At 70.6% G+C, this 16,757-nt stretch carries 9 protein-coding genes; 6 read left to right on the forward strand and 3 right to left on the reverse strand.

The window, feature by feature from the left end:
* The coding region (locus VQ02_RS10475; RefSeq protein WP_048444130.1) for a DUF4070 domain-containing protein at positions 1-467 on the forward strand (467 nt) is incomplete at its 5' end.
* A gap of 193 nt (positions 468-660) precedes the next feature.
* The gene (locus VQ02_RS10480; RefSeq protein ID WP_048444131.1) at positions 661-972 is read left to right on the forward strand and encodes a polyhydroxyalkanoic acid system family protein; all 312 of its coding nucleotides are present in this window, start codon (positions 661-663) and stop codon (positions 970-972) included.
* A gap of 466 nt (positions 973-1,438) precedes the next feature.
* On the opposite strand, the gene VQ02_RS10485 is transcribed toward VQ02_RS10480, so the two are convergent.
* The 3 genes from VQ02_RS10485 to VQ02_RS10495 all read right to left on the reverse strand — a co-directional run bounded on the left by VQ02_RS10485 (position 1,439) and on the right by VQ02_RS10495 (position 6,309).
* Entirely contained in the window at positions 1,439-2,746 is a 1,308-nt protein-coding gene (locus VQ02_RS10485; protein ID WP_048444132.1) for an HlyD family type I secretion periplasmic adaptor subunit, read from the reverse strand.
* A 10-nt stretch (positions 2,747-2,756) separates the two neighbouring features.
* Complete coding sequence (locus tag VQ02_RS10490; RefSeq protein ID WP_425339893.1) at positions 2,757-4,487, reverse strand: type I secretion system permease/ATPase; 1,731 nt, start codon at positions 4,485-4,487, stop codon at positions 2,757-2,759.
* A 454-nt stretch (positions 4,488-4,941) separates the two neighbouring features.
* Positions 4,942-6,309 carry a carbohydrate-binding domain-containing protein gene (locus tag VQ02_RS10495; protein WP_048444133.1) on the reverse strand — a complete coding sequence of 456 codons (1,368 nt, stop codon included), beginning with the start codon at positions 6,307-6,309 and terminating at the stop codon, positions 4,942-4,944.
* An 826-nt stretch (positions 6,310-7,135) separates the two neighbouring features.
* Between VQ02_RS10495 and VQ02_RS10500 the strand changes: the two genes are divergently transcribed.
* The 4 genes from VQ02_RS10500 to VQ02_RS10515 are packed head-to-tail and all read left to right on the forward strand — an operon-like array spanning position 7,136 to position 16,428.
* Entirely contained in the window at positions 7,136-12,355 is a 5,220-nt protein-coding gene (locus VQ02_RS10500) for a DUF4082 domain-containing protein (RefSeq protein WP_167350722.1), read from the forward strand.
* Positions 12,356-12,402: 47 nt separating this feature from the next.
* A complete protein-coding gene (locus tag VQ02_RS10505; RefSeq protein ID WP_048444134.1) occupies positions 12,403-12,702 on the forward strand; it encodes a hypothetical protein in 300 nt (99 codons plus the stop codon).
* A 22-nt stretch (positions 12,703-12,724) separates the two neighbouring features.
* Positions 12,725-14,863 (forward strand): peptidase domain-containing ABC transporter, encoded by a 2,139-nt coding sequence (locus VQ02_RS10510; protein WP_048444135.1) that lies wholly within the window; start codon positions 12,725-12,727, stop codon positions 14,861-14,863.
* Positions 14,860-16,428, forward strand: coding sequence for an HlyD family type I secretion periplasmic adaptor subunit (locus VQ02_RS10515; RefSeq protein WP_083469139.1), 1,569 nt, complete (start codon positions 14,860-14,862; stop codon positions 16,426-16,428). Before VQ02_RS10510 ends, VQ02_RS10515 begins: the two co-directional genes overlap by 4 nt.
* The last annotated feature ends 329 nt before the right edge of the window (positions 16,429-16,757 follow it).

Raw genomic sequence — 16,757 nt, forward strand, 5'->3', positions numbered from 1 at the left:
CCGGCCTCACCTCCCCCCCCCTGCGGCCCCGCCGCGAGATCATGCAGGACTACCGCGACGTGGTGGCAGCGACCTACAGCCCGGAGGCGTATTTCGACCGCGTGCGCCGGCTCGGGCGGCTGCTCGACCGGCCGACGCTCCGGCCGCGCCGCATCCACTGGCAGACGGTGCGCCGGGACGGAGCCGCCTTCCTTCGCCTCGTCTGGAGCCTGCACGTCCGGCACCCCGAACTCGCCGGCCAGTTCTGGCGCACGCTCTACGACTGTCTGCGCCACCGCCCGAAATCCCTTCAGGCCGTCCTGCGCAACGTCGCCCACTTCGTCCACCTCTACCCCTTCGGGCGGTACGTCGTGCGGACGATCGACGCGCGCATCGCCGAATTCGATGCCGGGCAATGGGCCGAGCCCGAGACCCTTCCGGCGGCTCGGGAGACCTGTGCCCCGCCTCCCGTCGCGGCGGTCGCGTGACGTCCGGGCGACGAGAGCATCGTCCGACGGAGCGGCCACCGGTCTGTCGCAGAAAATTCAACATAATCAAATACCTAGATCACCATACGATGGCGGCGCGATCGGATGGTGCTCTAGCCACGGCGAGCGGCGGGCCGTGCGCCCGAGCACGCTCGGCAGAGTGTCGCAAGACCTTCGAACCGGCAGAGAGACGATGGCGAAACCGCTGATTGTTGTCGTTCCCCACGCCCTGGGCCGGATCGAGGCGCGGCGGCGTATCGCGGCACGCCTCGCGCAGGGCCAGGACATGATCCCGTCGGCCGGCTTCAACATGGCCGACCCGACCTGGTCCGACGACCGCCTGTCGTTTCTCGTGACAGCGCTCGGCCAGACGGTCGACGGGGACGTCGACGTCGAAGACGCCTGCGTCCGGGTCAAACTCCGCATGCCGCTGCTGCTGTCCGTCTTCTCCGGCAACGTGCGGTCGGTCATCGCGCAGCAGGGCGAGAGGCTGCTCGGGAGCTAAGCAGATTCCACAAAGGTGGCCGCCGGTTCGGCGACAAAGATCTGCGACAATCCAAGCACCTGAGCTGACGAAGCGTTGGAGTGTCGACGCTTCGTCAGCTCAGCCCACGGTACCCGCCGCGGGCACGGGCGGTGGGCTGGGCGATCTCGGGCGGGACCATCGGTCGGACGTGGGCGGAAAGATCGCGCATGCGCTATTAATGCAGTGCGGTGAACCTTCCGCTGCGTCCGTCGTTGTAACCGGGAGCCGCCCGCCGTCGCGAATGTGTTGGCATGCGCCTTGCCCGCGGCGGGTATCGCCCAACCCGGCAATTCGAGGACCGTTGATGCTGAAGACCATCACCTATGCGATGATCGGTGTCCTGGCCTGCGGGCTGTTGGTGGCCGTAGTTGGCGCCTCCGGCGCCGTCGGAGGCTGAACGAACATCGGAAGGCCCGTCCCTCGCAGGGCGGGCCTTCCACCCTTTTTACTTCTCCCGGAACGCCCGGGCGACCTGGTCGACCAGGGGCTTGGTGAAGAAGCTCAGCACCGTCCGGGGCTGCGTCTGGATGAAGGCCTCGACCGGCATGCCGGGGGTGAGCCGCACGGCGCCGAGGCGCTGCATCTCGGCCTCAGGCACGGCGACGCGGGTGACGTAGTGGCCCTGGCCGGTGCGCGGATCGGTGGTCAGGTCCGCGGAGATCCGCGACACGGACCCCGTGATGACCGGCGTGGTGCGCTGGTTGAAGGCCGAGAAGCGCAGGGACGTCGCCTGTCCGACATGGACCTGGTCGATGTCCTGCGGCGCGAGCTTGGCCTCGACGGTCAGGTGATCGGCGGTCGGCACGATCTGCATGATCTCGGCGCCGGGCGCCACCACCCCGCCGACGGTGTGGACCGCGAGCTGGTGCACGAGCCCGTCCTGCGGCGCCCGGATCTCGACCCGCCGCAGCTGGTCCTCGGCGGTGATGCGGCGCTCGGCGTATTCCGACATCTTGCTGCGGATCTCGGCCAGCTCCTTGCCGACCTCGGTGCGCAGGTCCTGGTCGATCTGCAGGATCTGCAGCCGCGTCTCGGTAATGCGGCCGCGCACCTGGGCGATGGTGGAGATCAGCGTCCCCTTCTCGCCCTCCAGGCGGGCGAGGTCGCGCTCGAGGGCGCTCACCCGCTGGATCGGCACCAGCTTCTTCTCCCACAGGTCGCGCACCCCGCCGAGCTCCCGCTCGATCAGGACGATCTCCCGGGCCTTGGCGGCGATCTGCTCGTCGAGGCCGCGGATCTGCTCGTCGAGCTGGCCGACCCGCTCGGCGAGCTGGGACTTCTGGCCGTCGCGGGCGCTCGCCCGGGTCTGAAACAGCCGTCGCTCGCCGCTCATCAGCCCGGCGACCACCGGATCGGCGGCCCGCCCCGCGAGGGCGTCCGGGAACGTGACGTCGGCGGTCCCGTCGCGCTCGGCCTCGAGGCGGGCCCGGCGGGCGGTCGATTCGTCGATCGAGCGGGTGACGATGGCGAGATTGGCCTGCAGCACCGTCTCGTCGAGGCGCAGCAGCACGTCGCCCGCCGCGACCCGGTCGCCGTTCTTCACCCGCAACTCGCCGACGACGCCGCCGGTCGGGTGCTGCACCTTCTTGACGTCGGATTCCACCACCAGCGAGCCGGCGGTGACGACGGCGCCGGCGAATTCCGCGGTGGCGGCCCAGCCGCCGGCGCCGACGAACAGCAGGGCGCCCCCCAGGGCCCCGGCGAGGAGATGGCGGCGGATCGAGGCCTGCGTCGCGGGCGTGATCGGGTTCATCGCAGGCTCCCTATCGGCCCTGGGCCGCTCTGAGGGTCATCGGGGCGAAGCGCGCGCCGGCAGGCGTCGCTCCCGCGGGCATCGCGCGGGGCCGGTTGAGGGTCGAGACGATCTCCTCGCGGGGGCCGAGCGCCTGGACGCGGCCATGGGCCATCACCATCACCTGGTCGAGCGCCGCGAGCGCGCTCGGCCGGTGGGCGACCACCACCACGATGCCGCCGCGCGCCCGCACCCCGGCGATGGCCTCGGTCAGCGCCGCCTCGCCCTCCTGGTCGAGGTTCGAGTTCGGCTCGTCGAGGACCACCAGGAAGGGGTCGCCGTAGAGGGCGCGGGCGAGCGCCAGGCGCTGGCGCTGGCCGGCGGAGAGCAGCGCCCCGCGCTCCCCGATCTGGGTCTGGTAGCCTTCGGGCAGGGACAGGATCATCTCGTGGACCCGGGCCGCCTTGGCGGCCGCGATGATCCCCTCGGCCTCGGCCCCGGGCCGGAACCGCGCGATGTTGGCCGCCACCGTGCCGGGAAACAGCTCGACCTCCTGCGGCAGGTAGCCGACGTGACGGCCGAGATCCTGCGGCCGCCACTGGTCGAGGCGGGCGCCGTCGAGGCGCACCGCCCCCCGGGCCGGCGGCCAGATCCCGACGAGCAGGCGCGCGAGGGACGACTTGCCCGAGGCGCTGTGGCCGACGATGCCGAGCCCCTGCCCCGGCTCCAGGGTCAGGCTGACGTCGAGGGCCGTCAGGTGCTGGCCGTTGGGCGGGCCGACGCTCGCCTGCTCGACGGTGAGCCCGCCGCGGGGCGCCGGCAGGGCGAGCCCCTCGGGCTCCTCGCCCGCCGCCACGAGGGCCCCGCCGAGGTGGCGCCAGCACTCGCGGGCGGCGGAGAAGGTCTTACAGTAGCCGATGGCCTGGTCGATCGGCGCCAGCGCCCGGGCGCTGAGGATCGAGCCGGCGATGATCACCCCGGCGGTGGCCTCCTGGCGGATCACCAGGAAGGCGCCGACGCCGAGCACCGCCGATTGCAGCACCACCCGCAGGATGCGCGACACGGTGGAGATCGCCCCGGTGATCTCGGCGGTGCGCTCCTGCGTGGCGTAGGAGGTGGCGTTGACCCGCGCCCACAGGCCGGCGAGGTCGGGCTCCATGCCCATCGCCCGCACGGTCTCGGCATTGCGCCGGCTGGCCTCGGCGACGAAGCCGCGGGCGGCCGCCGCCTCCCGGGCGTCGCGGGCGTGATGGCGGGTGAGGATCTCGGCGAGCGCCGTCAGGCCGACGAGGGCGAGCGCGCCGAGGAGCGCCGTCAGGCCAATCCAGACGTGGAAGGCGAAGAGCAGCCCGAGATAGACCGGGACCCAGGGCAGGTCGAACAGGGCGCCCGGGCCGCCGCCGGAGAGCGCCGCACGGATCTGGTCGAGGTCGCGCATGGGGCGAAGCCCGTCGGCCTCGGCCCGGCCGCGCAGCGGCAGGGTGACGATGGTGCGGAAGATCCGCCGGCTCAGCGCCTCGTCGAAGGCCTTGCCGGCCCGCAGCAGCAGCCGGGAGCGGATCAGGTCGAAGAAGCCTTGGCCGATGTAGAGCACCAGCACGATCAGGCTCAGGCCTACCAAGGTCGGCACGCTGCGGCTCGGGATCACCCGGTCGTAGACCTCGAGCATGTAGAACGAGCCGGCGAGCGCCAGCAGGTTCACGGCGCCGCTCAAGACCGCGACGCCGATGACGACGTGGCGCAGCTGCGCCAGCGCCGCCACGATCGGCGGGGCCGAGCCGGCCCGGGACGGACCGAGGCCGAAGGCCGCGAGCGCGTCGTGCCGGATGCCCTCGCGGGGCGCGGCCGGCTCGGCCTCCTCGGCGGGGGCGCCGCGCGGCTGCCCGGCGCGCCGCAGGGCGGCCACCAGGCCCGGGACGGCCCGGTCGCGCGCGAAGGCGCGGACGCGCCGGACGGGCCCGGCCCGCTCGGGTTGCGGGAGGGGAAGATCGTGGAACGTCACGGGAAGGCTCCGTGTGGCGGCGCCGGCCGGCAGGGCGGGCGGACTCGCATCCGCCCGGGGCCCGGATGGGTCGCGGGTTTCTGCCGCAGAGCCGATGGCCGCCTCTGCGAGAGGAACCCGCCCGACCCGGGGGACGGCGGCGCGACGATGTGGCGGGGAAGCGCGAGGGGCCCCACCCCCCGGTGCGCGACCGGGGGGTGAGGCGACACGCGTCTCAGACGAGGTAGTCGTGGAAGGTGAAGTGCTTGGCGCCGTCCTGCTCGAGGCTCAGGTGGGCGCCCTGGACGTTCTGGCCGTCGTAGGTGGCGCTGTCGACGTAGAGGTTGCGATCCCGCGCGGCCGAGCCGCCCCAATCGTCGTTGAGGAACTTGATCGCCACGTCGTGGTTGCCCTGTCCCCAATCGCCGCGCACCGAGATCAGGTCGGACTGACCGGAGCTGTGCAGGGACTGCGCGGTCTGGACGCCGCCGATCTGCTTGCCGTCGACCGACACGGTGTACTGCGCGTTGCCGTGGTACGCGTCCTGGCTGATCTTCAGCAGGAGCTGGTCGGAGCCGCTGCCGAGAGTGACGCTCGGCTGCGCGGTGCCGCCGGTCGCCGGGGTCGTCGACGGCGCGGTCGGCGCCGGCGCCGGCGTGGTGACCGTGCCGGGGCTGGTCACGCTGTGGTCACCGCCGCCGGCCGGAGTCGCGGCGGTGTTGTTGGTCACCAGCTCGAGATGCGAGCGGATGGCGTTCATGTCCTTGAACAGGTTGTCGACCTGCTGGTCGCTCGCGCCCTGCTCGAGGTAGGCGAGCTGCAGCGTGTTGGAGCCGGCGGTGTCGGTGACGTAGCCGCCGTAGTTCTGGTAGGCCTTCGCCAGCGCCATGCCCTCGGGGGTCTGGATGCCGATCTTGGTCAGGTCGACGTCCTTCGGGATCGCGAACAGCGAGCCGAGGGGGATGCTGCCGGAGTAGCTGCCGCTGAAGCCGTCGGCGGTGGTCGCCGGCCAGACGTAGGGCGTGCTGCTCGAGCCGGCCTGGGTGGTCGAGATCGCCATCGCCACCGCGTGGTCGATCGAGAGGTTGTCGAGGTCCTCCTTCTGCACCAGGCCGCCCATCAGGGACATGCCGGCGGCGCGGATGCCTTCGTGGGCGCCCGGCACGTCGGCGATGCCGTCGCCGGTCACGGTGTTCTCGGCCAGGTAGGTAGCGTGGTAGCTGTTGTTGCCGGTCTTCGCTCCGAGCCAGGTCTCGATGTAGTGCTGGCCGTCCTCGGAGACGATGATCGCCCAGCCATCGCCGGTCTTGAACTGCAGGTCGGTCGGCGTCCGCATCTGGAACGTGCCGTTCGTCGAGGAACCGCCGAAGGTCCAGTCGGAGTTGGTGGCGCGGGACTCGTAGCTCCAGGTCGCCATCGGATCGGTGGATTTCGCCTGGTAGATCGGGATGGCGTCCTCGCCAATCCAGGTGTTCACGCCGGACTGGTGCTGGATGGAGGCGGTCTGCGCCCCTGATGCTGCCTGGAACTGGGCATTGGACCCGATCGGGGTGTTCCAGATGCTGCTCGGTGCAAAGGGCTGCGCGACCGTTTGATAAGCCATGTATCACGTCCGATTATGTGGATGGACAGCCGGACCGCAGGACGCGGCGGCATGGATGCGTCATCAAGAGAAGATCAAGGGCCAGCTGGGGCCCGGCTCGATGCGCACCGCGGACAATAAGTAGCAACGATTCACTGTCAAGCCGATGTTAATAAATGTAGTCTTGCCGATACTTCTGTGAATATTTCTGAGATCCCCGGCGCAGAACGGGCGATTCGCTGATTCGCGTCGGCAAATGTGCGGCAGTGAACTGTGGCTGGTGTGCCGTGCGGGCAGATTGCGCGCGAGACCTTAGGGCCGGCAACTCTCGGCGGTTCGATGCAGTGCAGCAACTCGGCCGTATTGAGGACCCGGCAAATGGTATGCGGACCTGCCGGAAAGCTCGCCTCTTTCATTCTGCCCAAGACGAATGTTCGTCCCATTATGGAACGCGAGCCGGCCGGCGCTGACGAGGGCCGGCGCTGATCGCAGCGAAGCTCGGCATCGATTGGGCGCGGCGAAGATCCGCCGCAGACCATCCCGGCCGATGCGCCGGCCCCTCCAGCCCGCAGAACTGGAAGCGCGAAGACCAGTCCGGACCCGACACCTGGAACGACTTGCGACAGTCACCATCACCATGGGGACGGACACCGCGCCTGCGGATCCGCCTGCCGCGAACTCAAGCACCACGCCGACCAGTCACGGAATACCTCCAAAAGAGGTAGGTAGAAGTCATCGTCCTCGTCGAAAGGCTGTGTGCGCAGCCGGCATATGGCTCCTTCCACAATTCAGGGCCAGGTGTGACAGTGCCGCTCATCGTGATTCCTTCTTGTCGAAAGCAGATGCCATGCTCTATTCCGACGAGACATCCGTCGATCCGGTGCTGAATCCCATTCAGACCGGAAGCAAAGCATCGTCCTCGGCCCCCGAACCGGCTGAGCCGCCGGCGGCTGCGCACGCTGCGGCAGCGACCGACGCGGGCTCCGGAACCAAGCCGGTCGCGCTTTCGACCCAGTCGCCGGTCGGCTCGAGCAGCCTGCCCGATGCCGCCTCGCTGCCGGCCCAGACGATCAAGGATCTCACGGTGACCTCGGGCTCGGCGGCCCAGTCGAACGTCGCGTTCTGCTGCGGCACCTGCGGCTACGTGAACTGCCCGTCCCGGCTGCTCGAACAATCGGCCGGCAGCATCCTGTCCGCGGACGGGCAGCTGCCCGGCTACGGCAGCGGCGCACCGCTCGGCGCCATGACGGTCCTGCCCGGCGGTCCGGAGACCGGCACCGGGCTCGGCCCGTCGAAGACCCAGATCTCGACCCTGAGCGGCCCGATCACCCGGGCGGTCGCGCCCACGACGTCCCGCCCGACGACCGTGACCCCCAACTCCCTCACCGGCACCGCGACCGGCTCGACGACCAACAAGATCGTGCTTGAGAATCAGAAGCTCGGCACCCCGGCAAGCGAGTGGGCGATCGACGGCGCGGGCGATTCGAACATCGAGGGCTTCGCCACCGACATCAGCGTGAATGTCGGCAAGAAGATCGACTTCAAGATCAACACCAACTCGACCAACTACAAGATCGACATCTACCGCCTCGGCTATTACGGCGGCCTCGGCGCCCGGAAGGTCGATACGCTCCAGCATACCGGGCTGCAGACCCAGCCGACGCCGCTGCGCGACGCGGCGACCGGGCTCGTCGACGCCGGCAACTGGTCGGTTTCGGCCTCGTGGAACGTGCCGGCGGACGCGGTCTCGGGCGTCTACATCGCCAGGCTGTCGCGTCAGGACGGCACCAAGGGCGAGAACGAGATCCCGTTCATCGTCCGCGACGATTCGAGCCACAGCGACATCATCTTCCAGACCGCGGACCAGACCTGGCAGGCCTACAATCCCTGGGGCGGTGCCAACTTCTACGGCGGCAACGGCCCGGCCACCGGCCAGGGCCAGGGGCGCGCCTACGCGGTCAGCTACAACCGGCCGATCACCACCCGGGGCGGCACGCTCGCGGCCGGGCCGCAGGACTACATCTACGGCGCCGAGTTCCCGGCCATCATGTGGCTGGAGCAGAACGGCTACGACGTGTCCTACATGTCGGGCGTCGACGCCGACCGCTACGGCAGCCTGCTCCTGAACCACAAGATGTATCTCGACGTCGGCCACGACGAGTACTGGTCGGGCCAGCAGCGCGACAACGTCGAGGCGGCGCGGGACGCCGGCGTCAACCTGTCGTTCTGGAGCGGCAACGAGATGTACTGGCGGACGCGCTTCGCCAACAGCATCAGCAGCGACGCCACGGCGTACCGCACGCTGGTCTCCTACAAGGAGACCTGGGGCCAGAACCAGAACCTCGACCCGACCAACCAGTGGACCGGCACCTTCCGCGATCCCCGCGGGCCGGCCGGGACGGTCGGCAACAACGATCCCGAGAATGCCCTGACGGGCACGATGTTCCAGGTCGATTCGTACGTCCTCGACACCATCCAGGTGCCCTACGACGACGCGAACCTGCGCTTCTGGCGCAATACCAGCGTCGCCAGCCTGCAGCCGGGCCAGACCGCCTCGCTGACCCAGAACTATCTCGGCTACGAGTGGGACGAGGCGCCCGACAACGCCTCGGCTCCGGCCGGGCTGGTGCGCCTGTCCTCGACCACGATCGACGAGACGACCTACCTCCAGGATTACGGCAACACCACCGGCAAGGGCACGGCGACCCACAACCTGACGCTCTACCGGGCCCCGAGCGGCGCCCTCGTGTTCGGCGCCGGCTCCGTCTACTGGTCGTGGGGCCTGTCGGCCAACCACGACAACGAGCCGACGCCGGCCGATCCGCGGGTCCAGCAGGCGATGGTCAACCTGCTCGCCGACATGGGAATCCAGCCGGCGACCCTCGACCCGGACCTCACGCCGGCCATCGCCTCGACCGACCACACCGCGCCGACCTCCGCCATCACGGCGCCGACCACCGGCAGCAGCGTCGCGGCGTTCCAGACCGTGACCATCACGGGGACGGCCACCGACGCGGGCGGCGGCGTGGTCGCGGGCGTCGAGGTCTCGACCGACAACGGCGTCACCTGGCGCGCGGCGACGGGCGACGAGAACTGGAGCTACAAGTTCGCGCCGCAGGTCGCGGGCACCTACGTGATCCGCACGAGGGCGACGGACGACAGCGTCAACATGGAGACGCCGTCGACCGGGCGGACCCTGACGGTGACGGCGCCGACCGCGCAGACGCTGTTTCCCGGCTCGGCGAAGCCCAAGGTGGTCAACACCGCCGACACCGATCCGGTCGAGCTCGGCGTCCGGTTCCAGAGCTCGACCGCCGGCACGGTCACCGGCATCCGCTTCTACAAGGGCTCCCAGGACATGGGGACCCATACGGGCACCCTGTGGTCGAGCACCGGGCAGAAGCTCGCCACCACGACCTTCACCAACGAGACGACGGACGGCTGGCAGACCGCCACCTTCTCGAACCCGGTGAGCATCAGCCCGGGCACGCTCTACACCGCCTCCTACCACTCGGACCGCGGCCACTACTCGAGCGACGTCGGCTACTTCGATACGGCCTTGACCAGCGGGGCGCTCACCGCCCCCACCAACAACGGCGTCTTCTCGTACGGCAGCACCAGCGCCTTCCCGAACGAGTCGTTCGAGAACACCAACTTCTGGGTCGACGTGCTGTTCAACCCGGGCGGCGGCACGACCACCAACCAGGCACCGACGGCGATCAACGACACCGGCCCGGCGGTGACGCAGAACACGGCCGTCACCTTCTCGACCTCGACGCTGCTGGCCAACGACACCGATCCGAACGGCGATCCCCTGACGGTGACGAGCGTCACCAACGGGACCGGCGGCAGCGTCTCGCTCAACACCACGAACTCCACCGTCACCTTCACGCCGACCACCGGCTTCACCGGCGCGGCCAACTTCTCCTACGCGATCTCGGACGGGCGCGGCGGCGCCTCCTCGGCCAGCGTCGCCCTCACCGTCTCGGCCCCCGGCACCGCGCCGGTCAGCCTGTTCTCGTCCTCCGCGACGCCCGCGGTCGCCAACGAGGGCGACACCGACGCGGTCGAGCTGGGGGTGAAGTTCCAGAGCTCGACCGCCGGTACGGTCAGCGCGATCAGGTTCTACAAGGGCAGCCAGAACACCGGCACCCACACCGGTACCCTGTGGTCGAGCACCGGGCAGAAGCTCGCCACCGCGACCTTCACCAACGAGTCCGCCAGTGGCTGGCAGACCGCCACCTTCTCAAGCCCGGTCGCCCTCACCCCGGGCGCGACCTATACGGCGTCCTACCACACCAATACCGGCCACTACTCGACGACGGCCAACGGCTTCTCGAGCGCGGTGACGAGCGGGCCCTTGACCGCGCCGTCCACCGGCAACGGCGTCTTCGCCTATGGCAGCACCAGCGCCTTCCCGACCCAGAGCTTCCAGAACACCAACTACTGGGTCGACGTCGTCTTCAATCCCGGCGCCACGGTCGCCAACCAGGCACCGACGGCGGTCAACGACACCGGCCCGGCGGTGACGCAGAACACGGCCGTCACCTTCTCGACCTCGACGCTGCTGGCCAACGACACCGACCCGAACGGCGATCCCCTGACGGTGACGAGCGTCACCAACGGGACCGGCGGCAGCGTCTCGCTCAACACCACGAACTCCACCGTCACCTTCACGCCGACCACCGGCTTCACCGGCGCGGCCAACTTCTCCTACGCGATCTCGGACGGGCGCGGCGGCGCCTCCTCGGCCAGCGTCGCCCTCACCGTCTCGGCCCCCGGCACCGCGCCGGTCAGCCTGTTCTCGTCCTCCGCGACGCCGGCCGCGACCAACACCAATGACACCGATGCGGTCGAGCTGGGGGTGAAGTTCCAGAGCTCGACCGCCGGCACGGTCAGCGCGATCAAGTTCTACAAGGGTACGCAGGACACCGGCACCCACACCGGCACCCTGTGGTCGAGCACCGGGCAGAAGCTCGCCACCGCGACCTTCACCAACGAGACCGCCAGCGGCTGGCAGACCGCCACCCTGTCGAACCCGGTGACGCTCAGCCCCGGCACGACCTACACGGCGTCCTACCATACCAATGTCGGCCGCTACTCGACGACGGCTAACGGCTTCTCGAGCGCGGTGACGAGCGGGCCCTTGACCGCGCCGTCCACCGGCAACGGCGTCTTCGCCTATGGCAGCACCAGCGCCTTCCCGACCCAGAGCTTCCAGAACACCAACTACTGGGTCGACGTCGTCTTCAATCCCGGCGCCACGGTCGCCAACCAGGCGCCGACGGCGGTCAACGACACCGGCCCGGCGGTGACCCGCAACACCGCCATCACCTTCTCGACCTCGACGCTGCTGGCCAACGACACCGACCCGAACGGCGACCCCCTGACGGTGACGAGCGTCACCAACGGGACCGGCGGCAGCGTCTCGCTCAACACCACAAACTCCACCGTCACCTTCACGCCGACCACCGGCTTCACCGGTGCAGCCAACTTCACCTACGCGATCTCGGACGGGCGCGGCGGCGCCTCCTCGGCCAGCGTCGCCCTCACCGTCTCGGCCCCAGGCACCGGACCGGTCAGCCTGTTCTCGACCGGCACGCCGGCGACGACCAACACCAACGACACGAGCCCGGTCGAGCTCGGGGTCAAGTTCCAGAGCTCGACCGCCGGCACGGTCAGCGCGATCAAGTTCTACAAGGGTACGCAGGACACCGGCACCCACACCGGCACCCTGTGGTCGAGCACCGGGCAGAAGCTCGCCACCGCGACCTTCACCAACGAGACCGCCAGCGGCTGGCAGACCGCCACCTTCTCGAGCCCGGTCACCCTCACCCCGGGCACGACCTACACCGCGTCCTACCACACCAATGCCGGCCGCTACTCGAACACCGCCAACGCCTTCGCGAACGCGGTGACGAGCGGACCGCTGACCGCGCCGGCGAGCGATGCGGCGGGCGGCAACGGCGTCTTCGCCTACGGCAGCACCAGCCTGTTCCCGACCCAGTCCTTCAACCGGTCCAACTACTGGGTCGACGTCGTCTTCAACCCCTCGGCCGCCGCCTGACACGGGCCTGCCGCGTCCTGACAGCCACTCTTGAGGAGAGAACCCCGATGATCCAGGAAACCTACTCGGACGGCATCAGCGAGATCACCGTGACGGGCTCGATCGTCCGCGTCGACCTGATGAGCCTGTCGCCGTCCGAGCGCGACGCCCACGGCAACCCGGTGCCGATGCTGCGCCAGCGCCTGATCATGCCGGCCGACGCCTTCGCCAACGCCGCCGACCTGATGCAGACGGTGAAGCAGAGCCTGATCGAGTCCGGCGTCATCAACCCCGGACAGGCCGCCCGCGAGCCGGTGCCCTTCGCCGGCGCCCGCCCGGGGCGCAACACCTCGCCGAACTTCTCCTGAACCCCAGAGACCGGGCGCCGCCGTGGATACCGGACTGCACTGCCTCGTCGCCGTCGCGCGCCACCACGGCGTCGACCTCACGCCCGAGCGCCTCGCCCACGCCTACGCGGTGGGGGACGAGGCGGTCTCGAGCCCGCGCCTGACGCGGATGGCGCGGGAGGTCGGCCTCCGCGCCGGCCGGGCCCGCCTGTCCTTCGCGGGCCTCACCGACCTCGGCGGCGCCTTCCCGGCGCTCGCCCGCCTGCGCAACGGCAACTGGGTCGTCGTCACCGGGGTCGACCGGCACGGCGACGGGCCCCGCCTCGTCGTGTTCGACCCTAAGGCCGTCCGGCACGAGCCGATGCTCCTCGACGAGGCGGCGTTCTGCGCCGCCTGGGCCGGCGAGGTGCTGCTGGTGCGCCCGAAGCCGGCGCGCCGCACTTCGGACGGGCGCCGCCCCTTCGGCCTCCTGTGGTTCGTGCCCGAGATCCTGCGCCAGCGCCGGCTCTTCTCCGACGTGATCGTGGCGGCGCTGGCGCTCTACGCCGTCGGGCTCGCGGTGCCGCTGTTCTCGCAGCTCGTCATCGACCGGGTGCTGACCCACGAATCCTACGCCACCCTGACGGTGCTCGCCGGCGGCGTGGTGCTGGCCCTGGTCTTCGAGGCCTGCTTCACCTTCTTGCGACGCTACCTGCTGCTCTACGCCTCGAACCGCATCGACATCCGCGTCGCGGTGAAGACCTTCGCCCACCTCCTCGGCCTGCCGCTCGCCCATTTCGAGCAGGTGCCGGCGGGCATCCTGGTCAAGCACATGCAGCAGGCCTCGCGGGTGCGGGAGTTCCTGACTGGGCGGCTCCTCACCACGGCGCTCGACGCCTGCTCGCTGGTGGTCTTCCTGCCGGTGCTGATGCTCTACAGCCCCAAGCTGACCATGGTGGTGCTGGTCTTCACCGGGCTCGTCGCGCTCACCATCGCGGCCCTGATCGGGCCGTTCCGGCGCCGGCTCCAGGCGCTCTACGACGCGGAGGGCGAGCGCCAGGCGCTGCTGGTCGAGTCGGTCCAGGGCATGCGCACCATCAAGTCCCTGGCGATGGAGCCGCTCCAGGGCCGCCACTGGGAGGATTCCTCGGCGCAGGCCGTCCAGATGCGCTACGGCGTCGAGCGGATCTCCGCCATCGCCCAGGCCGTGACCGGGCTCCTGGAGAAGCTGACCAGCGTCGCGATCATCGGCCTCGGCGCCATGGACGTGTTCGACCGCTCGATGACGGTCGGCGCCCTCGTCGCCTTCAACATGCTGGCGGGCCGCGTCTCGGGGCCGCTCGTCCAGATGCTCACCATGGCGCACGAGTACCAGGAGGTGGCGCTCTCGGTCAGGATGCTCGGCGAGGTGATGAACCGGGCGCCGGAAGCCGAGGGGCCGAGCCGCGGCCTGTGCCCGCCGGTGCGCGGCGAGATCACCTTCGAGGACGTGCGCTTCGCCTACGGGCCGGACCGGCCGCCCGCCCTCGATTCCGTGTCCTTCACGCTCGAGGCCGGCAGCATCGTCGGGGTGGTGGGGCGCAGCGGCTCGGGCAAGACCACCATCACCCGGCTGATCCAGCGCCTCTACCCGGTGCAGCAGGGGCTGGTGCGCCTCGACGGGCACGACATCCGCGAGATCGACCTCGCCCACCTGCGCCGCCAGGTCGGCGTGGTGCTGCAGGACAGCTTCCTGTTCCGCGGCACGGTGCGGGAGAACATCGCGGCGGCCAAGCCCTCGGCGAGCTTCGAGGAGATCGCCGAGGCCGCCCGCGCCGCCGGCGCCGACGAGTTCATCGAGCGCCTGCCGCGGGGCTTCGAGACGCTGCTCGAGGAGAACGCCTCCAACCTCTCGGGCGGCCAGCGCCAGCGGCTGGCCATCGCCCGGGCGCTCGTCACCGACCCGCGGCTCCTGATCCTCGACGAGGCGACGAGCGCCCTCGATCCCGACAGCGAGGCGATCATCCGCCGCAACCTGCGCCGGATCGCCCGCGGCCGCACGGTGCTGATCGTCTCGCACCGCCTCGCCACCCTGGTCGACGCCCACGCGATCCTGGTGATCGACGGCGGCCGGCTGGTGGCGACCGGGCGCCACGACCAGCTGCTCACCTCCTGCACGACGTACCGCCACCTGTGGAACCAGCAGACGAGGCAGGCCGCATGACCGCGTCCCAGCGCCAGAACGGCTCGCATCACGACGGCTCGTCCCAGGAGATCTCGCAAAAAGAGATCTCGCAAGAAGAGACCTCGCAACAAGGAAACCCGCGCCTGGACGGCTCGCACGACGAGGCGGCCGGGCGGCCGCCGCTCGCCTCCGTGCCCGCCGGGGAGCCGGCGCCCGGGCCGGCGGCGCGGCCCGCCCGCTCCGGGGGCGAGGTCGTGGCCCTGCCGGTCCGGCGCCGCCCGGCCGTGGTCTCGGCGTTCCAGCCCGACGCCCTCGCGGTGGAGGAGCGGGCGCCGCCCCGGACCGCCCGGGCGACGCTCTACTGCGTCGCGGCCCTGCTCGCGACCGGGGTCGCCTGGTCCTGCCTGTCGGAGATCGACGAGATCGCCAGCGCCCGCGGCCGGCTCGTCACCACGGTGCCGAACATCGTGGTCCAGCCCCTCGAGACGGCGGCGATCCGCTCGATCGCGGTCGCGGTCGGCCAGTCGGTCAAGGCCGGCGACACCCTGGCGGTGCTCGACCCGACCTTCAGCGAGGCCGACGTGCAGCAGCTCACCGCCCGGCTCGCCGCGGCGGAGGCCCTGGTGGCCCGGCTCGAGGCCGAGTACGACGAGCGCGAGGTCGCCTTCGACATGGCCCGCCCCGAGCAGGCGCTCGAGGCCCGCCTCGCCCGCCAGCGCCGGGCCCTGCGGGAGAGCCGCCTGCGCGGCCTCGACGAGGAGCTGGCCCGGGCGGAAACGAGCCTCAACCGCAACCGCCGGGAGGAGACGGTGCTGCTCGCCCGCCTTGAGGGCCTGCGCGAGATCGAGGGGATGCGTACCACCCTGCTCGAGCAGCAGATCGGCTCGAAGCTCAACCTGCTCCAGACCCGGGACGCCCGCCTCGACGTCGAGGCCTCCCTGGTGCGCACCCGCGGCGCGCAAGGGGAAGCCCGGCACGACATCGCCAAGGCCGCGGCGCAGCGCCAGGCCTTCCTCGACGAGACCGGGCGGACGGTGCTCGAGGCCCTGGTCGAGGCGCGCGAGAAGCGCACGATCGCCGCCGAGGAGCTGCGCAAGGCGAGCCTGCGGCGCCAGCTCGTCACCCTGACGGCTCCCGCCGACGGCGTGGTGCTCGATATCGCGCAACGCGGCGCCGGCTCGGTGGCCAAGCAGGCCGAGCCGCTCTTCACCCTGGTGCCGGCGGGCAGCCCCCTCGAGGCCGAGGTGCTGATCCACCCCCGCGACATCGGCCACGTCGCGGCGGGCCAGACGGCCCGGGTGAAGCTCGACGCCTTCCCGTTCCAGAAGCACGGCACGGTCTCGGGCCACGTCCGCACCGTGAGCCGCGACGCCTTCCCGTCCGACGCCGAGGGCCGCAGCGCGGGGACGGGCCAGCCGACCGCCCTGTTCTACCGCGCCCGCATCGCCCTCGACGACACGCCCCTGCGCGCGATGCCCTCCGGCGCCGGCCTGATCCCCGGCATGGCGGTGCAGGGCGAGGTCCAGGTCGGCCAGCGGCGGGTGATCGCGTACTTCCTCTACCCGCTGATGCAGGTGGCGGACGAGGGGATCCGCGAGCCGTGAGGGCCGGGGAGGACCGGCCGAGCCGCTCCGCGATCCGGATGCCGGGGACACATTCGGTCCGGGTGCGAGGTCACGCGGTGAGACTCGAACAAGCCCCGGCCCACCAGAGTATCATCGATCTCCCCAGCTCCGATGCGCACCAGCGGCACCGGTCTCGCCACGAACGTCGGCCGCGTCTGCACCGTCCTAGGTGCGGTCGCTCGCCGGGAATGGCTATGGCGGCGGCCAAGGAGCGGCCGGATTACTGCGCAGCGCGGCCTTTGCTCATATTCGCTGCTGCTTTGTGACGGTGGCCGGGTCAATGCGGAGGAACGCATGGCGGCGCTACG

Origin of the sequence: Methylobacterium variabile (assembly GCF_001043975.1) — a bacterium.
Taxonomy (GTDB): Bacteria; Pseudomonadota; Alphaproteobacteria; order Rhizobiales; family Beijerinckiaceae; genus Methylobacterium; species Methylobacterium variabile.